The following is a 22,631-nucleotide window of genomic DNA, read 5'->3' as shown; positions in this document are numbered from 1 at the left end:
AGATCAAAGCTGGATTTGGCTCACCTAATTCAGCTTTGATCCGCCATTTTTATACAACGCCCAACGAGATTGAGTCCATCTTGATATCGGGTGCAGGCTGATTGCCGAGTTAATCATTGGTACTGAGAGATAAACCATGTCCCACGATAGTGAACAGGAAGTTCGCCTTCAGTTTCTGGAAGAGGCCTTTGAGCATTGCCACCAAATTGAATCGGGCCTTCTGGGAATAGGCAGCAATGGGGTTGATCGACAACAAATAGACGGCGTTCTGCGAGCTGCCCACTCTGTCAAGGGGGGAGCCGCCTTAATGGGCTTCCATAACCTGAGCCATTTGGCCCACCGTCTTGAGGATTTTTTCAAAGTCCTTAAAATCGGTAAAGTCCAGGTAGATGGCGAAACCGAAAGCCTCTTGCTAACGGGCATGGATTTCATGCGTCAGGTCGCAACCCTCAATCAACAGGGAGATGACGTTGACGAACAGTGGTTAGAAACCCAAGCCAACCCAGTGATGGAACAACTCCATGATCTGCTGGGTGACCCCCAACCCGAGGACGAAGCCTCCCTGCTCTCCTCTGAGGTAGGGGAAGATATGAGCATTGTGCTCTTTGAGTCTGAAGTAGAAGAATGCTTGACTCGGCTAGAAGAGCAAGTTGCTAGCCAAGATGCAAGTATTATTGTTGCCGAATTTGATTCCACCCTGGAGGAATTGGGTGGATTAGGAGAAATGCTGGATATGGCAGCATTTCATGGGTTGTGCATGTCGACAATGCAATATCTCAAAGCCACCAATGATCCTGAACAGCAACTCAAAATTGCTGAAGTGGGCTTACAAGAATTACGGCGATCGCAAGCCATGGTCTTGGTGGGCCAAAAAGATGCCATTCCTGCGACTTTGGATTTGAGCTCCCTTGGAGACATCGCAAGTGTCATCCCTCAACCGGCTGATGCATCAACGGATCCGATGCCTGATGAAGCGGATCCATTTGCAGGCCTTGATTTATCTTTAGAACCGCTGGATTTAGGCATGACCGATTCAGCAGAATCCGACTTGTTTGCTGGGGCTGACTTAGCCTTAGAGTCCCAAGATTTAGAGACGACTGCAGAAGCAGATCTATTTGCAGGAGCCGATTTAGCTTTAGAGCCCCAGGATTTGGAGGTGGCTTCAGTTTCGGAATCTGATCTGTTTGCAGGGGCGGATCTAACCTTAGAGGCTCAAGATTTAGAGGCGGTTGCTCCCCTTGAAGCAGCTTCCCCAGAAGAGACGGCTGTTCCAGAACCGGAAGAGGAACCACAGCTAGCTCCAACGGCAGATCTGGATGCTTTTGCCAATGTGGATTTGACCGATATTGCCGAAGAAATTGAGGCGCTTGCCCCCGACAACATGGCCTTGCCTGCTGACGGTGAGACCGCGACTCCTCAGAAAGAAATAACAGAAGAGGTTGAGTGGTCTGAGTCATTCGCGGCAGAAGCTGTTGACCTGATTAGCTCCCTTGATTCTGCTGCGCCTGAGCCGCCTGTAAGTGCCCCCGTAGAAGCCCCCAAACCAGTTGAGCGTAAACCTGCTCGAAAACGGACCTCTACCCGGACGGTTGCTAAACCCATGGCTACGGGTGCTGCAGCACCAGAGACAGCAGATACAACCATTCGCGTTCCTGTGAGTAAACTCAATCAGCTCAATGAGCTATTTGGAGAACTGATTATTGAACGGAACGGATTGCAAATGCAATTAAAGCAGTTGCGAGATCTAACCGAACTGTTGCGAGATCGGGTCCACAACTTAGATAAATCGAATGCTCAATTGCGGGCAGCCTACGACAAAATTTCAGTGCAGGAGGTGTCTGCTCAAGCAGCCCCTGCCATGGCTGTTCCGGCTGGCGTTGGCGGCCAAACCAATGGCTCGCCTGCCCTGACTAGCTATAGTAACCCTCATCTCGATAGTGATTTTGATTTACTGGAGATGGACCGCTACAGTGAAATGCACTTGCTCTCTCAGGAATTGATGGAGGCAGCGGTCCAAATTCAAGAGGTGACTGGGGATATCAATACCAGTTTGGGGGATGCGGAACAAACCACACGAGGACTGACCCGAACATCAAAACTAATTCAGACCAGTATGACGCAAGTGAGAATGCGTCCGGTCTCTGAATTGCTGAGTCGTTTCCCCCGAGTCTTAAGGGATTTGAGCTTACGATTTGGCAAGCAGGTAGAGCTGAAGGTTGTTGGGGGTTCTACCCTGGTAGACCGCTCGATTTTGGAATCACTGAATGATCCACTGATTCACTTAATTCGTAATTCCTTTGACCATGGGATAGAAAAGCCTGAAGCACGGGTTGCCGCTGGTAAATCTCCGAAGGGGGTTATCGAAATCCGGGCTACCTATCGAGGCAACCAAACTCAAATTACCATCAAGGATGATGGGGGCGGCATTAACCTCGATAAGATCAAAAATCGAGCGATGGAAATGGGGTTGGATGCGGAAGATCTACGGAATGCCAGCACCAGTGACTTACTCGATTTAATTTTTGAACCTGGATTTAGTACAGCTTCAGCCGTGACGGACCTATCCGGCCGAGGCGTTGGTATGGACGTGGTGCGCACCAATTTACAGAAAATTCGGGGTTCGATTGCGGTTGATACAGAAACAGGGGTCGGCACGACCTTCACGATTTCAGTACCCTTTACCCTATCGGTCATTCGGGTATTACTCGTTGAAGTGGCCAATATGATGTTGGCCTTCCCTACAGATATCGTCGAAGAGATGATGCTCTTGAATTCTGAAGATGTTCTAGATAGCGCCGGGGCCGAAGTCCTGAATTGGGATGGAGAAATGGTGCCGTTGGTCCGGCTCAATCAGTGGTTAAAACTGCCCCGGATTGCGAAATTACCCGATACAGAACAGACCCCCAGTATTAACGCTCCCACAGTGTTGATGGTGGAAGATGGCAACGAACTGGTGGGCCTACAGGTGGATCGCTACTGGAGTGAACAGGAAGTCACCATTCGTCAGGCCGAGGGGAATATTGCCATGCCGGAAGGCTTTGCAGGCTGTACGATTTTGGGGGATGGACGAGTTATTCCCCTGGTCGATGCCCTGAGCCTCCTGAACTGGATGAATGATCGTAATAATGATTTCACCGGTAGCTCTAGTGCTTTGGCCGATGCATTATCTGGATCCGACGATCCAATGGTGGATACAGCCTCCCAACAAGCGTTGGTGATGGTGGTAGATGATTCGGTTAATGTGCGTCGATTCCTAGCCTTGACCCTAGAAAAGGCGGGGTATCGCGTTGAGCAGGCTAAAGATGGTCAACATGCCTTAGAAAAACTCGAATCGGGCCTACCGATCCAGGCCGTGGTTTGTGATATTGAAATGCCCCGGATGGACGGCTATGGGTTCTTGGCCCATGTGAAGGCCAAGCCTAACTTTAAGTCGATTCCTGTAGCGATGTTGACGTCGCGAAGTGGGGATAAGCATCGAAAGTTGGCTATGACTCTAGGGGCGTCTGCTTATTTCTCCAAACCCTTTAGGGAGAAAGAACTGCTGCAAACCCTTGAGCAGTTTACCCAAGCAAAATGATTGTGAGTGATTGAACGCTATGGCTATTTTTTCATCGGTGCGATCGCAACGGGGTGCGAACCGCAATACCGAAGCAACTGAACAGCTCATTGCCTTCCGACTCCGGGAAGAATGGTTTGCATTACCCGTTTCGGCAGTGCAGAAAGTGATTCCGTTAGGAACCCTGCATGGCGATCCGAACCATACGGGTATTGGTTTAACCCTCCACCAAGGCCAAGAAATCACCGTCGTGGATGTGGGACATCGGATTTTCAATGAAGCTGCTTTGTCTTCGGCAGCAAAGGCTCTAGAAGCGCCTTCCCCCTTGGAAGCAGATAATGCCCAAGTTTCCCAGCGATGTCTTGTCATTGTGAAAACGGGAGAAGAAGGGGTTGTGGGTGTGCCGATTGATTCTCAACCCACCATTCGCCGAGCCGGGAAGTCCCAGTTTGCCCCGTTACCCAGTTCTTACCTGAGCCGGGGAAATATCCATTGCGTCAGTTCTATGATTGTGGATGATGGAGGAGTGGAGCCTTTATTCCTAATCGATCCAGAACAACTGGCCTCCGTTTAAGTCTCTTCACTAGATAGAAGAACTGCTACTTATGGGGTCTAGGAATTGGCTTTATTTGAGTTTGAAACAAGCTAAAATCCCAACTGTTTATGGAGGCTTTTACCTCTATTATTCCTTAGGAATATTTTAAAAAATGGCAACACTCCCAAGGGATGACTCAAGCAGGAATCTGCAAGAAGGAGTGATTTTAAATTGCGGCAGGGTTCATTTAAACCCATGGAGAAATCCAAGCATGAGGGGAAAAGGGTATCCTCCTAATGATGTCTTGGAGTGGTTATTGGTTGCCAAACTCTTCTATCCAATTTTCCTAGGGATTTTGAGGATAAGTAGGCAAATATTTAAGATTTTTCACGGTTGATTGGCCAAACCTGATTGCTAAATTAAGCCATCAACTTTGAGACATTTACCCTCAATGCAAGCTCATACCTATATGGGGCGACCTCGGTACATTCTTTGAGCTTTGTTGCTTGGGGCTGATGGGGGGGGAGACTGAGCGGGGGCTTGTGAAGGGGGAGACTGGGGCGCACTACCTGCGAACACCAACTGATCGCCAGCCACAACAACTTGCGAAGATTTCAACATTGAGTTCAAACTGGCCCAAGTTTGGTCAGGGTTTGCTTGTAACCAGGCTTCTGCCATCACGGTTGCTTCAGGTTTAGGCACCTTATAGCGCATTTGCAAGGCAACGAGTACTTTAAGGCGATCGTCCATTCTATATTCCTTCAGGTTTTAACAAACCGATAGTTTTGGAAGAATACTATTAGGTAATTAATATCATCAATATGATATCAATACTAAACCATTCTTAGGGTACCCATTTTACGGATTAGACATTCATATCCAGATTTAATTAGCCTTATAAGAATATGCAGTTTATGCAATAAAAAATGAAAAATACATCACCCAATCTTCTCTTTATTACACCGTTTAAATCCCTGTGAAGGGCTGACTGAAAGGTAGTCTATTAATGCTTGAGATTGAATTTCATCTTCTAAATTCTATTCAAATTTATAGAGAATTCTTTCATGCCCTGCAAGTATCAAAGAATAGAAGCATGGTTAATAAAAAACTATACTGACTCTTAGCCAGGACGTTTACATTTTTTGATTAAGCTTGGTGGTGATTCGTCCCAGACTCTCAACGGACAAAGCAGGTCTCTATGTCACGGAATATTGACTCTAGTTGAGTCAACAATAATTTCCGTAAAAGCCTTATGCAGGGGGCTAGATATCCATTGGACTCTTTGAATAATCTGATGATATGGCAAAACATATTCCAGAAAAGGGCATACTCAACATGTGATTTGTCTAGAGATTAAGCATGGGAGCATTAGTGATTCAATCCCACAAAGTTTAGGTGTTTTTACACATCTACAAAACACCCAGACCCATTGGATTGAAGGACTAGTCTGGACAAAGATTTGATAGTTGTGTGTGTCTGTCCCAATGATGATTCTCTTGCTAGATAAACAACTGTGTGAATGAGGTCAAGGAGCTGTAAAGCACTCATGTCTAGAAATTTAAAGCCTAAGCCACCCGGCCAGCCGCGCCATCGACGCGCATCCTGGCGTTGGTCAATGTTGAAAAAACCAATTTATCTATATTTAACTGCGGCCATTCTATTGGTATGGAGCAGTGCTGCAGTTGCACAAGAAGCCCCTTCATCGGTTTTTTCTGGCGAAGCTAAAGTCGTTGCAGATACCATTTGGGTGCTCTTTGCAGCGTCCCTCGTATTCTTTATGAATGCTGGCTTTGCCATGCTGGAAACGGGGCTTTGTCGAAGTAAAAATGCGGTCAACCTGCTGGCAAAAAACCTGATTGTGTTTGGTTTGGTGAGTTTGGCTTACTGGTCAGTAGGCTTTGGCATCATGTTTGGTGATGGCAATGAATTTATGGGGACGACTGGCTTCTTCTTGGGAGGCAATGACAACAGCCCCGCCATTGGTGAAGCCTATGATGGTGTATTTTCTGCCCTCAACTGGGCAGGGATTCCCCTCAACGCCAAATTTTTCTACCAACTGATGTTTGCCGGTACTGCGGCCACCATTGTGTCTGGTGCGATTGCTGAGCGGGCCAGATTTGTTGCGTTCTTTATCTTTAGTATTTTGCTGACCTCCATTTGCTATCCCATGGTGGGCCATTGGGTTTGGGGTGGAGGCTTCCTACAAAAGATGGGCTTTGTAGATTTTGCAGGCTCCACCGTGGTTCATATGGTCGGAGGATGGGCTGCTTTAGTGGGTGCTGCATTAATTGGCCCCCGAACAGCTCGCTATTTTGAAGGCAAAAGCTATCCTATTCCGGGCCATAACCTCAGTATCGCGACCCTGGGCGGATTGATTTTGTGGTTAGGCTGGTTTGGATTTAATGGTGGCAGTACCATGGCTGCTGACCCGGCTGCCATTAGCCATATTATTGTGGTCACCAACCTTGCCGGTGCTGCGGGGGGTGTTGCAGGTACCCTCACGGCCTGGATCTATTTTGGTAAGCCTGACTTAACCATGACCATCAACGGTATGCTAATTGGCTTGGTGAGTATCACAGCGGGTTGCGCTTTTGTCACCTCGGGTAGTGCCGTTCTGATTGGCTTTGTTGGCGGTATAGCTGTTGTTTTTGCCGTTGATATCTTTGACAACTTCAAAATTGATGACCCCGTGGGTGCTTTATCTGTCCATATGGTTGGCGGCTTCTGGGGGACTCTAGCGGTTGGCCTATTTAGTGTCGGTCCAGAGAGGTTCAGCTGGTACACTGCCAATTCTGGTCCTGCTTCGGGTCTATTTTCGGGTGGGTCTTTTGAGCAAGTGGGGATTCAACTTCTAGGTCTAGGGATTGTCAGCGGTTTTACGGTGTTATTCAGCTACATTGTATGGACTGCACTCAAATATCTCTCTGGTATTCGAGTTACCCTGGAAGACGAGAAGCTCGGTCTGGATCTGAGCGAACATGCAATGGAAGCTTATCCTGGTTTCTTAGGGGATGAGCATTTGTAGAGTAGGGCTAGGTTTAGAATCTAATCACTATTCAATATAGAAAAGCGGCTGTCATCGACAGCCGCTTTTTAATTCCAAAAAATATGAATTGGCCTTAGCAGAAATTTAATTTCCGCCCAACCATTTCTGTGCGTCGAGCCGCTGAACCACTCCAAACACCAGTAAGTCGAGAGTGATCTTTCGTTCATCCCCTAAAAAGGGTTCGATAGTGCTGGGGTTGCTGCCCGTATTAGACCAGGAAAAGGCTCGCTGCTTTTTGATATCGCCTTCCGGGAAGTACACCGTAAACTGCCGAGTGCCGTTTAACCATTCGCCCGTGATATTGTTATCGGCAAAGTTTAGCTGCAAATCGCTAATGTCTTTAGCGGCTAAGGCCTTTTCTAGGGCGGGAAGATAGTCTTGCTGAATAAACTCGGCAAAGGGCTTATCTTCGAGCTTGGGCTTTTTCTCTTTGGGTTTCGCTGCAGGTGCTGCGTCAGCGGCTTTCTTTTCTGCTTCTGCCATAGGTTTATTGGTTTATCCCCCTGCGATCGCAGGAATGATACTAACTTCATCGCCGTCTTTAAGGGCCGTTTGTTGTCCCTCTAAAAAACGGATATCTTCATTATTTACATAAAAGTTGACGAAGCGGCGTAATTCGCCTTGCTCATCACAAAGACGGGCTTTAATCCCGGGGCAATTTTGCTCCAAGGATTCTAGCAATTCGCCAATGCTGCTGCCGTCACATTCGACGGTGGCCTGATTTTTCGTCAGCTTTTGTAAAGGCGTAGGGATAAGGACAGTAACGGACATAGGATTCAACTGCAATAGAAAAACAAATGAAACGACGAACCGCCTAAACCAGCACAGGTTGCCAGTCCAATCGATCCAGGGTGCGGGAGCGCTCTAGGGCTCGCTCAAAACTTCCAAGCTTAGGCTCAATCTCAAAGGGCTGACCGATGCAACCTTGAACCGCTTCTTGGGTCTTGAGACCGTTGCCTGTGATGTAGACCACGGTTTTTTCTTCTGGGTCAATTTTTCCAGCTTCGACGAGCTTCTTAAGAACGGCGATGGTGGTTCCACCGGCTGTTTCGGTAAAGATGCCTTCCGTTTCAGCCAGTAACTTCATGCCTTCGACAATCTCAGCATCGGTAACCGCTTCAATCGTGCCGTTGGTTTTCTTGGCAATATCGATGGCATACACCCCATCCGCTGGATTACCAATGGCAATGGATTTAGCAATCGTATTGGGCTTGACGGGATTAATAAAGTCGCGATCTTCTTTGTAGGCCTGAGCAATGGGAGAGCAGCCTTCCGCTTGGGCACCACTAAACCGAACCGCTTTGTCATCGACCAAACCATTGTCGACGAACTCCCGGAAGCCCTTATAAATCTTGGTAAATAAGGATCCAGACGCTAGCGGCGCAACAATGTGGTCGGGAAGTTCCCAACCCAGCTGTTCTGCCACTTCGTAACCAAGGGTCTTAGAACCTTCAGAATAATAGGGACGCAGATTGATGTTGACGAAGCCCCACCCGTGGGTGTTGGCGACCTCTGAACAGAGGCGATTGACCTGATCGTAGTTGCCTTGAACCGCCATAACCGTTGGACCGTAGATGAGGGTACCCATGACCTTACCCGCTTCTAAGTCCGCTGGAATAAATACGCAACAATCGAGACCCGCACGGGTTGCGATGGCAGCCGTTGAATTAGCCAAATTACCCGTACTGGCACAGGACACCGTAGAGAACCCCAACTCTTGGGCCCGAGTTAACGCTACCGATACCACCCGATCCTTAAAGCTGAGGGTGGGCATGTTGACGGCGTCGTTCTTGATATAGAGATTTTTGAGGCCCAATTGCCGAGCTAACCGATGGGACTTGAGCAAAGGGGTCATTCCCGTTCCCACATCAATGGGTGTATCCGTCTCAACGGGTAAGAAGGAGCGATACCGCCAAATAGAATTGGGGCCAGCTTCAATGCTTTCACGGGTAATCGGCTGGCTGAGACGGCTGAAATCATAGCTTACTTCTAGGGGGCCAAAGCAGAATTCACAAACGTGGGTCGCTTGCAGTTCATACTCAGCGCCACATTCTTTACACTTCAGTGCTTTCAGGGCCGAGCCGAGAGATTGATTGGTCAGGGTTTGAGTCATGGATTTAGCAACTTCGATAGGAATACGTCAACAACGCATCTGTTCAATTCGCTAGATGCTAACACGGGGGTAAAATACCGTCAAATATACCCGACTAATTTAGTCGGGTATTGTGAAAACGACTTCTATTCTTCAACTGCAGGAATATCCAAACAAACGGCAAACATCTCTGCTAGAGACTTTTGTGCTTCTTCTTTTTGCTCAGTAGCCATATCTTCCTTGACCTCATTGAGCATGATTTCGTAGAGTTCGAGCAGCGGATGGGCATAGTCCTGCTGTTGCTCCACGGTTAAGTGGGGCTTTAACAAAGTGAACAATGTCAGCGCTTCCAAAACCCAGTTGGTAATTTTTTGCTGTAGCTTTTCAGGATCTTCCTCTTGCTCTAGCTTTTCCATCTCGGCATAGAGAAAGTCCAATAACCCTCCTGTTAGCCGTTCTCGATCTTGGGGACGGTAATCCTGAAGGTATTGTGTGAGCCAAGACTGGAAGGTCTGATCTTTCTCTTGAATTTCTGCGTCAGAGAGTTCAGCGTCAGCCTCAGAAGACTCACTAATCTCTTTTAATTTGTGCTCCCAGGCTTTGCAGAACTTTTGGAAATGCTCTTCGAACTGTCGTTCGCCCTTAATCAAAATAAAGGAGGTCTGACCGTAGGTGTCTCCTAAAATTTGCTTGCGGCGCTTTGCTTCTCCCATGTTGATAAGCCATCGCTAACAGTCCGTTCATCATAGGTCAGATGCATAGAAGTCTTTGATTCAACGCCAAAGGATTAATATTGTCTGTCAAGGGTGAATTTAAGATTCACAGGCAAAGTGGGACTAAGCTAAAAAATTGGAGGGGTGACTATTTGGTGCAGAGTATCGAATAACTGATTCTTGTTCAGTGACCGAATGGCAGCATCAATTAGTTCGCTCTTCAGTTAGAGAAAGGGATTAGACCTCTTGCATAATTCAGCTACTGATATGGTAGAGGATTCAAAATTTAAGTCAGATCGCGGCATTCATTGAGTTAGTAGCACACCATGAAATGAATATTGCAAGAGGTCTATTGATACTCAAGAAATAATTGATGATTAGGCCATATTGATTGTTTGCATCTTTGGATTTACACTTCGCTCAAAGGGAAATACATCTTCTCACCAAATTCAGAATTTCCAGTAGTTTGTGGAGTTGTTATGAAATCACCAAGAACATTTGCGGCGCAGTCTTCACAATCGAAACGAAATTTCCAATTGGTGCGAAACCTCACAGTTATTTTTGGCTTAGCGATTATAAGCCTGCTTACAGTTGATGTTGCCGTTGCTCAAAAGGGAAAAAACAACAACGGTGCCGATCCTAAAACGGGTAATAGTTCTCTCAAGGGTGATTATCCTGACCCCAAAAACTCAAAGAAAGTAATTATCTGTCACGTTCCTCCTGGTAATCCAGATAATCCAAGAACTCTGTCGATTAATGCCAGTGCCTTGGATGGTCATGAGAATCACCCAGATGATTACGATGGTCCTTGCAAGTCGGAGCCAACACCCGAACCAGAGCCTGCTCCTATGCCAGAGCCCGAACCTACACCAGAGCCTGCGCCTGCGCCCGAGCCTGCACCCGAACCAGAACCTGCTCCTACACCAGAGCCTGAGCCTGCACCCGAGCCTGCACCCGAACCAGAACCTGCTCCTACACCAGAGCCTGAGCCTGCACCAGAACCAGAGCCTGCGCCAGAACCAGAGCCTGCGCCAGAACCTGCACCTGAGCCGGAACCTGCACCAGGACCAGAGCCTGAGCCAGCTCCGGATCCAGAGTCTGAGCCGACACCCGAACCCACTCCGACACCTGAACCAGAGGGCGGATCAGAAAATCCTGACCCAGCTCCTGAACCTGCGCCAGAACCCACTCCAGAAGCAGGTGATCCACCGCAGCTATCTCCTTTGTCGGGAAAAATCGTTATCAATGAGGTGCTTTATCAGCAAACGATTGGCAGAGCCAATGCTGAGAATAATGATGAGTTTATTGAGTTGTTTAATCCATCAGATGAAGCAGTGGATCTTGGTGGATTGCAACTAATAGATGGCAATATCCTGGATGGCGATATCGATGGCAATACCGGAAGTATTACCGGCAATACCAGCCCCTATGTTTTTCCTGCCAACACCATTCTCCAGCCAGGAGAATATGCCGTTATTTGGATCGGTAGTGAAAAAGATGCTCAAGGCAACCCCATTGCGGCACATCAAGCCCCAGATGCAGCGTTTCAAACCTGGCTAGGGCAACGTCCAAAACTCAATAACACCGGGGATGATGTTTGGTTATACGATGGCCAAAACCGGATTATTGATTACATTGCCTATGGCAAAAATACTAGCAGCAGCACAGCGATTAATACCCCACCCCCTGCAGCATTAGGGCTATGGGATGATTCTGCTCAAACCACCTTAGGCGGGGCTGATAATGGGCAATCCATTAGTTTGACTGCCAACGGGCAAGATTCCAATAACAGCGCTTGCTGGGAACACACGACGAGTGGCGATGCGAGTACCCGTTGCTTGGGCTATTTAGAAACGATTGATTCAGATTCCACAGGCAGTCGGATTACCAGCGTTGCAGACAATAACAATGGTTCAGATGAGCCGACTCCTGAGCCAACACCTGAGCCCGAACCAGAACCGACTCCAACCCCCGAGCCAGATCCAGAGCCGACTCCAGAGCCAGGTCCTGAACCAGGTCCAGCCCCAACCCCTGAGCCTGAGCCAACGCCGGAACCAGCTCCTGAACCCGAGCCAGGTCCAGAACCCACGCCAGAACCAGGTCCTGAACCAGAACCGACTCCAGAACCCACGCCAACACCTGAGCCCGAACCAGAACCGACTCCAACACCCGAACCTATACCTGAACCAGAACCTACACCCGAACCAACTCCGGAACCCGAACCTACACCTGAACCAGGGCCCGAGCCGGAGCCTACACCTGAACCAGAACCCACTCCGGAACCTGAGCCTGAGCCAGCTCCGGAACCGACTCCAGAGCCAAGTCCAGCTCCAACCCCGAGCCGGAACCTGAGCCTGAGCCAGCTCCGGAACCGACTCCAGAGCCAAGTCCAGCTCCAACCCCCGAGCCGGATCCAGAGCCGACCCCAGATCCAGAACCTATTCCAACTCCCGATCCAGAGCCGGAGCCGACTCCAGAACCAGTTCCAGCTCCAACCCCCGAGCCAGAACCCGCTCCAACACCAGATCCAGAGCCAGTCCCAACGCCGGACCCAGTCCCAACACCTACTCCAGATCCAGAGCCAAGTCCAGAGCCTAGTCCAACACCAGAACCTACTCCGGAACCAACACCTGGTCCGTCGCCAATTCCGCTGCCAATCCCAACGCCAGAGCCTAGCCCAACCCCGGAACCAACCCCAACTCCTCAGCCAACACCGGAGCCAGTTCCAACCCCGGCCCCATCACCAGAGCCAGCTCCGGGGCCAACTCCAGAACCCACACCTGGGTCGACGCCTGGAACTATTCCAGGTCCAACGGGTCCTCAACCTACCCCTGGGCCAGCCCCTAGTCCAGACGTGACCCCTGTGCCTCAGCCAAGTACAGATCCACCGAGTGGCTCGACATCCCAGCCATTCCCCTTTCCTGTACCCTTACCGTCACCTTCTCCTCAACCAGGGAATGTGCCAGAGAATCTTCCAGGCCCAGGCGAGGTTCCTGAATCCGGTCTTCCTGAAACTCCAGATCCTAAAGATCCAATCAGTCCAGGTGAGACTGATCTTCCCAGTAACCCTAGAGAACAGTCACCTCCACCTACGGAGCAATCACCTGCTCCGGCAGAGCGACCAGCTCCCCAACAGCAAATAAAGGCTCCCTCTCGTGATGAGCCTGAATCTCCACCCCCTGTGCGAGCGCTTTGGTAGGTCGTAACCGCTCTGTTTTTTAACAAGACAGCCCTCTGGTCCAGAGGGCTGTCTTGTATGGTGCGCTAAAGTTTATCCATTGTTTCAGTCATATTTTGGTGTCCATGCAAACTCAAGACCGCGATACCCAACGTGACCAATTCGCGCAAGGAAAGCCACTGTGGGCTCGTGCGATCGCAACCCCCGCTACGGAGTTTGGTCCCATATCCCTACCGCTCCTGTCCGGTCAAATTCCTGAAGGTCTCAAGGGCACCCTGTATCGCAACGGTCCTGGCCGTTTATCTCGTCAGGGGCAAACCGTGGATCACTGGTTTGATGGAGATGGCGGTATTTTAGCTGTTCACGTTGACAATGGAGGGGTGACAGCTAGCTACCGCTATGTCCAAACTCAAGAACTACAGGCGGAAGAAGCCAAAGATCAATTTCTCTACTCTGGCTATGGACAAATGGCCCCTGGTCCGGTTTGGAAACGGTGGGGGGTTCCACCAAAGAATGTAGCCAATACCTCAGTTTTGGCCTTGCCCGACAAATTGCTAGCTCTTTGGGAAGGGGGCAACCCCCATGCCCTCGATCCCGTTACCCTAGAAACCCAGGGCTTGGATACCCTTTCAGGTTTAACTCCTAAGCTCACCTATTCGGCCCATCCCAAACGCGATCCACACACAGGCAACATTTATAACTTTGGCGTTATCTTTGGCCCCAAAACCTATATTCAGATCTATTGCAGCCATGCCTCAGGCGACATTTATCGGCAAGCTTCAATTCCCTTGCCGGGATTATCTATGGTTCATGATTTTGTCCTAGCGGGGCGCTATCTCGTCTTTATCGTGCCACCCCTGAGATTACAAATGCTTCCTATTCTGTTGGGCACCAAGAGTTTAAGCGATGCCTTGCAGTGGCAACCCCATCAAGGAACGCAAATCATTGTCATTGATCGGGACACCTTTAAGGAGGTCACTCGCATAGATACCGATCCTTGGTTCCAATGGCACTTTAGCAATGGACATGAAGATGCTGCCGGGAATATTGTGGTGGACTATGTTCGCTATGACGATTTCCAAACCAATCAGTGGCTGAAGGAAGTGGTCACTGGCTATCCGCAAGCCCCTGCGACTGGGAAGTTGTGGCAACTACAAATTAATCCTCAATCCGGCCAAGTCCTGCACAATGAACCGTTGTTTAACTTTGGTTGCGAATTTCCTGTCATTTCGCCCCTGGAAACTGGACAAAAGACCACCGCCATTTACCTAAACCATCATTCCCATACTCAACGACCGGTTGAAGAAATGTTTGACTGCATCGCTCGAATTGATGGTAAAACCTCAGCTGTCACGAGTATGGCCTTTCCTTCTGGCTGTTACCCCATGGAAGCAATTTATGCTCCTGATCCCAACAATTTTGATCAAGGGTGGTTGTTAACCGTGGTCTTTGATGGCAACCAGGATCAAAGTACCGTGCAAATTTTTTCAGCGAATCAGCTAGATGCAGGTCCTATTGCCGTTTTAGGACTGCCCGAGATTATCCCCTTTGGGTTTCATGGCGCTTGGCAAGCTAGGGCGTAAGCTCCTCTGTGCTCAACTCTACTCAGCCCCCCGCTTTAAGGCCCGCTCCATATCTCGTTTATCCTGACGTTTCTTAACCGACTCCCGCTTATCGTGGAGTTTCTTACCTCGCGCTAGACCAATCGTTACCTTTATCCAGCCCCGCTGCAGATAAAGCTTCAGCGGCACCAAGGTCAGTCCCTTTTGTTCGGTTTTGCCAATGAGCTTGCGAATCTCTTGGCGATGCATCAAAAGTTTGCGGGTCCGCCGAGGGTCGTGATTAAAAAACTGGCCAGCATTGGTATGGGGAGAGACATGCACATTCAGTAGGAACGCTTCCTCATTGCGGATTTGGGCAAAGCCATCCCGCAGGTTCACTTTCCCCGCTCGGATCGATTTGACTTCCGTGCCAGTTAGGGCAAGACCTGCCTCAAACACCTCTAGGATTTCGTATTGAAATCGGGCTTGGCGATTATCACTAATAACTTTGTAAGACTCACTCATACCTTCTAATGTACTCTGCCAAATCCTAATTCGTTGATTCAGTCATCCGTACCCCCGTATCGCCAAAGACGGGTCTGGACCGACTGATGGATTTGAGGGATTCACTCGGACTGATAGCATGGACAATAACGCACACTGGGCTATTTAAGGTAAGCAAAAATGGGTAGAGCCGTCATCAAGTTCTCTTCTGAAGACTGTGGGATATGCCACAAAATGTCCTTCTATGATCAGAAAGTCACAGAAGAGCTGGGCTTAGAATTTATTGATGTCAAAATGCAGGACACCACAACTTACCGCAAATATCGCAAAATCCTCCTGACTCAATACCCCGATAAATCAGAGATGGGTTGGCCCACCTATATTATTTGTGACTCTCCTGATGCGGAGTTTTCAATTTTGGGCGAAGTCAAAGGCGGGCATCCCAAAGGGGAATTTAGAAGCCGACTCCAAGCAGTCTTAGGCGCTGCGTAACGTTCGCTTTCATCCTGATGTCCTTCTTTATCTTCTGGTATGCCCTCGTCCCCCGTTAGTCGCAACAATACGAAGCAATACAAAAGACGACGAACTCGGCGTAATCCTTGGTTATTAGGCTTAGATCGACTGATGGCCTTAGCGGCCCTAGCGAATTTGAGCTTAGTACTCTTCAATATCACCTACATTCCGTTTCGAGATTTTTACTTAAGTCGCCTTCCTCAAATCACCGAACTGTATGACCCCATCAAAGGGATCGTACCCAATCGAGATACTCAGCAATATCTCAAAACGGTAGATCAAGTTGAGCAGCAGCTAGCAAAGTCCGGGACGGAAGGGGCTGAACTCCAAAAGTTATTGGAGCAGTTGAGAGGGCAGAGTGAAGAATTGGTCGATGAAAATCCGTTTGAGCTTGCCAATAAAACCGGGACCCTTGAAAAGATTAAGAACCGGATGCGGGAGCAAATGGATGATGAGTCGGCGAAGGGCTCTTTTCGGGAGTTTTGGAGTGTCGAATACCTGAAGAAGAATCTATGGACACGGGAGCTCGAATTTTTTAATAAAGATATTCGCCCCCTGATTGCCTCTAACTACTATCGCCCCTTTGGGGAAAGCGGCGATTTCGTTGATTTCTTTGTGGTTATTGATTTGCCCTTTGTTTTGCTATTTGGGCTGGACTATTTGGTCCGAACCTTCTATCTGAGCCGTCGCCGCCAGGGGACCAGTTGGAAAGATACGATTTTTTGGCGTTGGTATGATCTCCTCTTTTTTATACCCATTTGGCGAATTCTGCGCATTTTACCGATCACATTGCGACTGCATCAGGTGGGCTGGATTAATCTCAGCCGGATGCAGACTCAAATCAATCGGTTCTTAGCCGAAAGTCTAGCTGGGGATATGACGGAAATCGTTTTGGTTCAGTCGGTCGGCATTGCCCAGGATGCCATCGAGCAAGGGGTGATTGAGCAATGGCTGCTCAATCCTCAGACTGATACGGTCGAGATTAATGAGGTGAATGAGATAGAAGAGCTGATTCTTCAAGCCGTCAAAATCACCATTTACAAAGTTTTGCCCCAGCTCACCCCTGACTTAGAAAATGTGATCCGCCATGCCATTGTGGAAGCCTTAAGCGATATTCCTTTTTATCGCCAGGCTCAGCAACTGCCGGGGATGATGACGCTTCCCAATGTAATTGCCCAGCAAGTGTCCAAACAACTCACTCAAACCTCGCAATCTACTCTAACCAAGGTCCTTAATGATCAGAAGGGAAAGGATATTTTCGACCAGCTAGGAGAACATTTCACAGATGCTTTACGGGGTGAACTACAAAATCAAGAAACCCTGGATGAAATCCAGTCCCTACTCACAGACTTTTTGGAAGAAACGAAACTCACTATTTTGCAGCGTCTAGAGTCTAAAGGGGGAGAAGGGGCCGCTGCGGAAGTTGAACATTTACGCCAAGTCACCCGTGATTCCGGCCGGTTACCGTCTGTACAGGTAATTCCAGGCTCTTCTCGCTCCTAAGCAGTCTATTCATCCCTTGCCAATTAATCCAAACTGCACCGGGCTGCGCTACACTAGGACCTTAGTGGGCGTCTGCCCGCGGCTCATGCCAAAAACATGAGCTTCCAAGGTGGGTTAATACCCACTTTTTTTATTGTCAGGGTTATTTCCATGACACATCCATTGATCCCCAAAGTGATCGACCTGGCTGCCCCTGTCGCGGCACAATTTAATCTGGAAGTGGTCGGTGCTGTGTTTCAGACTAACCAAAGTCCACCGGTTTTACGGGTTGACATTCGCAATTGTGATTCAGACACGGGTTTGGAAGATTGCGAGAAAATGAGTCGTGCCTTGGAAGCGGTCTTGGACGAAGATGATGTTTTCCCCGATGCCTATGTACTGGAGATCTCTAGTCCTGGGTTGTCAACGCTACTGACTTGCGATCGCGACTTCGTTTCCTTCAGAGGCTTCCCCGTGCTGGTCCAAACCCATCAGTCTTATCGGGGTCATCATCAATGGATTGGTAACCTCACAGGCCGTGATGAGAAATTCGTCCAGCTTAATCAAAAAGGTCGCCCCATCAAGATTCCCCGAGAAGAAATTCTTCAGGTGCAGCTCCACGACTCTCCTGAATAACTCTCTAGACATTTACCTGTCTCGAATCTCTCCCTCACACCCTAGTTCAGCAAGGAGTAAGCCTATGTCCATGGTCCAGTTACCAGGTTTAGCGGAAATGATTAATGTCATCAGCCGTGAACGTAATCTGCCAAAACCTGCGGTGCAAGCTGCCCTCCAAGAAGCTCTGCTGAAAGGCTATGAACGCTATCGACGCACCCTCCTTTTAGATAGTGGGGCTCAATTTGACGAAGAGTATTTTTATAATTTCGACGTCGAACTAGATGTAGAAGAAGAAGGCTTTCTAGTTCTAGCCACCAAAATGATCGTGGATCAGGTGGAAAGTACGGACCACCAAATTGCGTTAACTGAAGTGCGAGAAGTTGCCCCCGAAGCTCAACTGGGCGATACGGTTGTCCTGGATGTGACGCCAGAACAGAATGAATTTGGGCGAATGGCAGCCATCCAAACCAAGCAGGTCCTCTCCCAAAAACTAAGGGATCAACAGCGTAAGCTGATTCAAGAAGAGTTTCAGGACCTCGAAAAAACCGTATTACAAGCCCGTGTTTTGCGGTTTGAGCGGCGGTCCGTGATCATGGCCGTCACCAGTGCCTTTGGCCAGCCAGAAGTCGAAGCAGAATTACCCAAGCGCGAACAGCTTCCCAATGACAACTATCGGGCCAATGCCACCTTTAAAGTATTTCTCAAGCGAGTGGCAGATGGTCCCCATCGGGGTCCTCAACTGGTGGTTTCTAGAGCCGATGCAGGCTTAGTCGTCTATCTCTTTGCGAACGAAGTTCCCGAAATTGAAGATGAGGTCGTTCGGATTGTCGCCGTCGCCCGAGAAGCCAATCCCCCTTCCCGCCAGGTCGGTCCCCGCACCAAAATCGCAGTGGATACCCTTGAACGAGATGTCGATCCCGTCGGGGCTTGTATCGGTGCCAGAGGATCCAGAATCCAGGCCGTGGTCAATGAACTCAGAGGTGAAAAGATTGACGTCATTCGTTGGTCACCCGATCCAGCCACCTATATTGCCAATGCCCTCAGCCCTGCTAGAGTCGATGCAGTTCGTTTGATTGATACAGAAGAACGTCAAGCCCATGTCCTCGTTGCCGAAGATCAGCTCAGCTTAGCCATTGGTAAAGAAGGCCAAAATGTCCGATTAGCGGCCCGTCTAACCGGATGGAAAATCGATATCAAAGATATTGCCAATTATGATCAAGAAGCTGAAGATCTGCAGTTGAGCGAACTTCAAGCCCAGAAAGTCGATGAAGACGAAACCGCTGAAGTAGAACAACCTGAGCTTGAGATACCTGAGGCATCAGACGCTAGCTCTGAATCGAGTGACGAAGCCTCAACTGAAGAATTCACAGCCCATGTAGAGGAGGAAGAAGTCCCACAAGTAGAGGAGGCAGCCGACACTTCTGAAGATGTGGAAGAATGATACGTTGGATCAATTTTCTGCCCAGACTGACAAACTGAAGTCGCCAATCTTGCCAACAGCTTGTTCCTCTTCGATGCCCAGAATTTCTGAAAGATGCCATGACAAACCCCATTTGCCAGCACCATGGCATCTTTCAACCAATGCCAACAAAAAATAGTTGATAATAGCAATATCGCTTGATCATCCTTCCCATAAAGTGGATGCTAGATGAAAAGCGAGCTTCATCAAACGAGCCGTGAAAGTTTTACTTCTCACTCGCAAGTTTGTCAAACAGCATGGATAATGCTAGAGAAGGTTTTTTTATCCTCACTATTAGCTGAGCAATTAGCGATGTAAAAGGGACCCAAAAAACCAAAAAGTAACACCAAACATATCCTTATCCCAAAAACGTAAAGGGTAGAACTATGTAAGATCACAGGAGACCAAAGGGGCCAGTGGATGAGTAATAATCACAAAGTTAGAATTTACGAGCTATCAAGAGAGTTAAATTTGGAGAATAAAGACATTTTGGCAGTATGCGATCAGCTTGATATTGCTGTTAAAAATCACAGCAGTACGATTACTGAGGAAGAAGCCGCAAAAATTCGATCCGCTGCCAAAAATCATCCATCTAGCCAAAAGCCAAATCAGCCCAACCGTAAGCCTACTGCTAAAGACGGCAATGCGCGCAAGCCTCGTCCTATTTCCAAGCCAGTCAAGCAAGATCGACCCAAGAAACAACAAATTCTTGAGCTGCGCAAACAACCCTCTAAACCTCCTGAAACACTAGCGCCCCCATCATCCGTCAGTGCAGCAGATGCATCGGAGTCCTTACAGGCCCCCAAGCCTGTTCGCCCAGAACCCACCCGGGCACCGGAAAGACCAGCTGCGGTTGAAAAGCCTGCCATCAAGCCGCCGCCTGTTGCTCCTGCCCCCAAACCTGCGAGTCCGACCTTGTCTCCTCCTGCACCTAAAGCAGAGAAGGTGCTAACCAAGCCCGCCACTCAGGTTCCCGAGATGGTGAAGCCTCAGCTCTTGAGCAAGCCCACTTTAAACACACCTCCTAAACCCACTCGTCCAGAAGAACCCAAAGTTAGTCCTAAACCCAGCGCTGCTGCGCCAGTTGTGGAACCACCGGCCAAACCAGTGGTCACTGAACCGCCTCGTCCACGACTCATTCGTCCCATTTCCATTACCAAAGCTAAACAGCAAGCAGAGAAAGAGCTGGAAGCTTCCACTGCCAAATCTGGTGGCGGGGACGCAGCTAATGATGACAATGACACGACTGAATTGCTCGTGCTCAAGCCGCCCACGTCACGTCAGAAAAAAGATAAACGGTCCAATAAATCAGATGATCAATTAGAAGATCGGCCCACCAAGGCTTCGAAAGCGAGTCTGAAGCAGAAGCGACGGACCCAAAAAGAAATGGAGGAGGACGAAGACGATCTCTTTGGTGCAGATGGCGCGAATAGCCAAGCGGCTGTTGATGTGAGTCAATCTTTGGTTCGTCCACCTAAGCCTAAATCCATGAAGCAGTCTAAACCCACGACTGTTCCTATCAATCGTAGCCCCGGTCCCTCTAAAGGGGGCAATCGACGGCAGCGAAATCGCTATCGTCAACAGCAGGAAGTCGAGGTCGAACGGCCAACGCTTCTGACCTTAACCTCCGAGTTAACGGTTCAAGCCTTGGCAGCGGAACTCGTTGTTCCTGAGACTGAGGTGATCAAGATTCTCTTTATGAAGGGAATTGCCGCCAATATCAATCAGGTTTTAGATATTGAGACTGCCACGATGGTGGCAGAAGAACTAGATTGTGAAGTCGAAACCCAGGAAGAAGAATCTGAGGCCCGTAAAGTCTCAGAAATGCTGGATGTTGAAGATCTAGAGAAACTGCAAGGCCGTCCACCTGTGGTCACCATCATGGGACACGTAGATCACGGTAAAACCACCCTCTTGGATGCGATTCGCGAAACAAAAGTTGCCCAAGGAGAAGCCGGTGGCATCACCCAACATATTGGGGCTTACCACGTTGACCTTCCCCATGAGGATGGGATGCAACAGGTGGTCTTCCTAGATACACCGGGTCACGAAGCCTTCACCGCTATGCGGGCTCGGGGAACCCGAGTGACGGATATTGCCATTCTGGTGGTCGCTGCTGACGATGGCGTCCGTCCCCAAACCTTGGAAGCCATTAGCCATGCTCGGGCAGCAGAGGTTCCCATTATTGTTGCCATCAATAAAATCGACAAAGAAGGGGCTCAGCTGGACCGAGTTCGCCAAGAACTGAGCGAGCATAATCTAGTTCCTGAAGATTGGGGTGGCGAAACGGTGATGGTGCCGGTCAGTGCCCTAAAGGGAGAAAATCTCGATACGCTGCTTGAAATGGTGCTTCTGGTCGCTGAAGTGGAAGACTTGCAAGCCAATCCTGATCGTCCAGCCAAGGGCACGGTCATCGAAGCTCACTTAGATAAGGCTAAAGGTCCGGTAGCGAGCTTGCTGGTCCAAAATGGGACCCTGCGAGTGGGTGACGTATTGGTTGCCGGGTCTGTCTTCGGCAAAGTGCGAGCCATGGTTGACGATCGCGGTGCCCGCGTCGATACGGCCAGTCCCTCCTTTGCTGTTGAAGTGCTGGGGATGAGTGAAGTCCCCGCAGCGGGTGAAGAATTTGAAGTCTTCGTAGATGAGAAAGAAGCCCGCTCTCAAGCGGGGCAGCGCACGGATCAGCAACGCCATACCCGTCTGCAGCAGGCCATGGCTTCTCGACGAGTCTCCCTCAATGCCTTGTCTGAACAGGCCCGTGAAGGAGAGCTGAAAGAATTGAACCTAATTATCAAAGCAGATGTACAGGGATCTCTGGAGGCTCTGTTAGGGTCTCTGGCTCAACTGCCTCAGAATGAAGTTCAAGTTCGTGTATTGCTGTCCGCTCCCGGCGAAATCAGCGAAACAGATGTGGATTTAGCCTCTGCCAGTGGTGCCGTCATTATTGGCTTCAACACCAGCTTAGCCAGTGGGGCTCGCCAAGCCGCCGATCAGGCTGGGGTTGATATTCGTGAGTACGACATTATCTATAAGCTCTTAGAAGACATTGAAGGGGCGATGGAAGGTCTGCTCGAACCTGAGTTTGTGGAGGAAGACTTGGGCGAGGCCGAAGTTCGGGCCGTATTCCCTGTGGGACGAGGTGCGATCGCAGGTTGTTACATTCAGTCTGGGAAATTGGTGCGGAATTGTCGCATCCGCATCCAGCGAGGCAATGACGTGGTCTTTGAAGGTATCTTAGATTCCCTCAAGCGCATGAAAGATGATGTCCGTGAAGTGAACTCAGGCTATGAATGTGGTGTGGGCGTCGATAACTTCAGTGGCTGGACTGAAGGCGATCGAATTGAAGCCTATCAGATGGTGACGAAGCGGAGAACCCTATCCGCAGCGACCTAGC

At 49.3% G+C, this 22,631-nt stretch carries 17 protein-coding genes; 11 read left to right on the top strand and 6 right to left on the bottom strand.

Features of this window, described 5'->3' with window-relative positions; translation table 11 throughout:
* Positions 1–136: 136 nt before the first annotated feature.
* Positions 137–3,577, top strand: coding sequence for a response regulator (locus ON05_RS25950; protein WP_010474443.1), 3,441 nt, complete (start codon positions 137–139; stop codon positions 3,575–3,577).
* A 19-nt stretch (positions 3,578–3,596) separates the two neighbouring features.
* Entirely contained in the window at positions 3,597–4,130 is a 534-nt protein-coding gene (locus ON05_RS25945; protein ID WP_010474445.1) for a chemotaxis protein CheW, read from the top strand.
* Between the two features lie 426 nt (positions 4,131–4,556).
* Here ON05_RS25945 and ON05_RS25940 read toward each other — a convergent pair whose 3' ends face one another.
* Positions 4,557–4,841: a hypothetical protein gene (locus ON05_RS25940; protein ID WP_010474446.1), complete on the bottom strand. Its 285-nt coding sequence runs from the start codon at positions 4,839–4,841 to the stop codon at positions 4,557–4,559.
* A gap of 796 nt (positions 4,842–5,637) precedes the next feature.
* On the opposite strand from ON05_RS25940, the gene ON05_RS25935 reads away from it, so the two are divergent.
* The gene (locus ON05_RS25935) at positions 5,638–7,116 is read left to right on the top strand and encodes an ammonium transporter (protein ID WP_029315243.1); all 1,479 of its coding nucleotides are present in this window, start codon (positions 5,638–5,640) and stop codon (positions 7,114–7,116) included.
* Positions 7,117–7,221: 105 nt separating this feature from the next.
* On the opposite strand, the gene ON05_RS25930 is transcribed toward ON05_RS25935, so the two are convergent.
* The 4 genes from ON05_RS25930 to ON05_RS25915 form a co-directional block, all read right to left on the bottom strand.
* Positions 7,222–7,620, bottom strand: coding sequence for a DUF2996 domain-containing protein (locus ON05_RS25930; protein WP_010474448.1), 399 nt, complete (start codon positions 7,618–7,620; stop codon positions 7,222–7,224).
* A 12-nt stretch (positions 7,621–7,632) separates the two neighbouring features.
* Positions 7,633–7,908, bottom strand: coding sequence for a MoaD/ThiS family protein (locus tag ON05_RS25925; protein WP_010474449.1), 276 nt, complete (start codon positions 7,906–7,908; stop codon positions 7,633–7,635).
* 43 nt (positions 7,909–7,951) lie between these two features.
* Positions 7,952–9,250: a threonine synthase gene (gene thrC, locus ON05_RS25920; RefSeq protein ID WP_010474450.1), complete on the bottom strand. Its 1,299-nt coding sequence runs from the start codon at positions 9,248–9,250 to the stop codon at positions 7,952–7,954.
* A gap of 125 nt (positions 9,251–9,375) precedes the next feature.
* Complete coding sequence (locus ON05_RS25915) at positions 9,376–9,942, bottom strand: hypothetical protein (RefSeq protein WP_010474451.1); 567 nt, start codon at positions 9,940–9,942, stop codon at positions 9,376–9,378.
* A 479-nt stretch (positions 9,943–10,421) separates the two neighbouring features.
* Here ON05_RS25915 and ON05_RS25910 point away from each other — a divergent pair, with 479 nt between their 5' ends.
* The 3 genes from ON05_RS25910 to ON05_RS25900 all read left to right on the top strand — a co-directional run bounded on the left by ON05_RS25910 (position 10,422) and on the right by ON05_RS25900 (position 14,703).
* Positions 10,422–12,800 carry a lamin tail domain-containing protein gene (locus ON05_RS25910; RefSeq protein WP_262562371.1) on the top strand — a complete coding sequence of 793 codons (2,379 nt, stop codon included), beginning with the start codon at positions 10,422–10,424 and terminating at the stop codon, positions 12,798–12,800.
* Between the two features lie 5 nt (positions 12,801–12,805).
* The gene (locus ON05_RS25905; RefSeq protein ID WP_262562370.1) at positions 12,806–13,141 is read left to right on the top strand and encodes a hypothetical protein; all 336 of its coding nucleotides are present in this window, start codon (positions 12,806–12,808) and stop codon (positions 13,139–13,141) included.
* Between the two features lie 104 nt (positions 13,142–13,245).
* Entirely contained in the window at positions 13,246–14,703 is a 1,458-nt protein-coding gene (locus ON05_RS25900) for a carotenoid oxygenase family protein (protein WP_010477040.1), read from the top strand.
* Positions 14,704–14,721: 18 nt separating this feature from the next.
* Here ON05_RS25900 and smpB read toward each other — a convergent pair whose 3' ends face one another.
* A complete protein-coding gene (gene smpB, locus ON05_RS25895; protein WP_010477042.1) occupies positions 14,722–15,186 on the bottom strand; it encodes an SsrA-binding protein SmpB in 465 nt (154 codons plus the stop codon).
* A 159-nt stretch (positions 15,187–15,345) separates the two neighbouring features.
* On the opposite strand from smpB, the gene ON05_RS25890 reads away from it, so the two are divergent.
* The 5 genes from ON05_RS25890 (at position 15,346) to infB (ending at position 22,630) form a co-directional block, all read left to right on the top strand.
* Entirely contained in the window at positions 15,346–15,657 is a 312-nt protein-coding gene (locus ON05_RS25890; protein ID WP_010477044.1) for a hypothetical protein, read from the top strand.
* Positions 15,658–15,696: 39 nt separating this feature from the next.
* Positions 15,697–17,181: a hypothetical protein gene (locus ON05_RS25885; protein WP_010477046.1), complete on the top strand. Its 1,485-nt coding sequence runs from the start codon at positions 15,697–15,699 to the stop codon at positions 17,179–17,181.
* A 150-nt stretch (positions 17,182–17,331) separates the two neighbouring features.
* Positions 17,332–17,796 carry a ribosome maturation factor RimP gene (gene rimP, locus ON05_RS25880; RefSeq protein WP_010477048.1) on the top strand — a complete coding sequence of 155 codons (465 nt, stop codon included), beginning with the start codon at positions 17,332–17,334 and terminating at the stop codon, positions 17,794–17,796.
* Positions 17,797–17,860: 64 nt separating this feature from the next.
* Positions 17,861–19,219 (top strand): transcription termination factor NusA, encoded by a 1,359-nt coding sequence (nusA, locus tag ON05_RS25875; protein WP_010477050.1) that lies wholly within the window; start codon positions 17,861–17,863, stop codon positions 19,217–19,219.
* Positions 19,220–19,657: 438 nt separating this feature from the next.
* Positions 19,658–22,630 (top strand): translation initiation factor IF-2, encoded by a 2,973-nt coding sequence (gene infB / locus ON05_RS25870; protein ID WP_010477053.1) that lies wholly within the window; start codon positions 19,658–19,660, stop codon positions 22,628–22,630.
* Position 22,631: the final 1 nt, after the last annotated feature.

This window comes from Acaryochloris sp. CCMEE 5410, assembly GCF_000238775.2.
Classification (GTDB): Bacteria; Cyanobacteriota; Cyanobacteriia; order Thermosynechococcales; family Thermosynechococcaceae; genus Acaryochloris.
Note: the sequence above shows the minus strand (reverse complement) of the source record. Positions and strands in the feature narration are given on the sequence as shown.

Coding starts and splice junctions, on each gene's coding strand:
- ON05_RS25890 (WP_010477044.1), top strand. CDS start 15,346: ATGGGTAGAGCCGTCATCAAGTTCTCTTCTGAAGACTGTGGGATATGC.
- smpB (WP_010477042.1), bottom strand. CDS start 15,186: ATGAGTGAGTCTTACAAAGTTATTAGTGATAATCGCCAAGCCCGATTT.
- ON05_RS25900 (WP_010477040.1), top strand. CDS start 13,246: ATGCAAACTCAAGACCGCGATACCCAACGTGACCAATTCGCGCAAGGA.
- ON05_RS25925 (WP_010474449.1), bottom strand. CDS start 7,908: ATGTCCGTTACTGTCCTTATCCCTACGCCTTTACAAAAGCTGACGAAA.
- ON05_RS25930 (WP_010474448.1), bottom strand. CDS start 7,620: ATGGCAGAAGCAGAAAAGAAAGCCGCTGACGCAGCACCTGCAGCGAAA.
- nusA (WP_010477050.1), top strand. CDS start 17,861: ATGTCCATGGTCCAGTTACCAGGTTTAGCGGAAATGATTAATGTCATC.
- ON05_RS25945 (WP_010474445.1), top strand. CDS start 3,597: ATGGCTATTTTTTCATCGGTGCGATCGCAACGGGGTGCGAACCGCAAT.
- ON05_RS25915 (WP_010474451.1), bottom strand. CDS start 9,942: ATGGGAGAAGCAAAGCGCCGCAAGCAAATTTTAGGAGACACCTACGGT.
- ON05_RS25935 (WP_029315243.1), top strand. CDS start 5,638: ATGTCTAGAAATTTAAAGCCTAAGCCACCCGGCCAGCCGCGCCATCGA.
- ON05_RS25885 (WP_010477046.1), top strand. CDS start 15,697: ATGCCCTCGTCCCCCGTTAGTCGCAACAATACGAAGCAATACAAAAGA.
- infB (WP_010477053.1), top strand. CDS start 19,658: ATGAGTAATAATCACAAAGTTAGAATTTACGAGCTATCAAGAGAGTTA.
- ON05_RS25950 (WP_010474443.1), top strand. CDS start 137: ATGTCCCACGATAGTGAACAGGAAGTTCGCCTTCAGTTTCTGGAAGAG.
- ON05_RS25940 (WP_010474446.1), bottom strand. CDS start 4,841: ATGGACGATCGCCTTAAAGTACTCGTTGCCTTGCAAATGCGCTATAAG.
- rimP (WP_010477048.1), top strand. CDS start 17,332: ATGACACATCCATTGATCCCCAAAGTGATCGACCTGGCTGCCCCTGTC.
- thrC (WP_010474450.1), bottom strand. CDS start 9,250: ATGACTCAAACCCTGACCAATCAATCTCTCGGCTCGGCCCTGAAAGCA.
- ON05_RS25910 (WP_262562371.1), top strand. CDS start 10,422: ATGAAATCACCAAGAACATTTGCGGCGCAGTCTTCACAATCGAAACGA.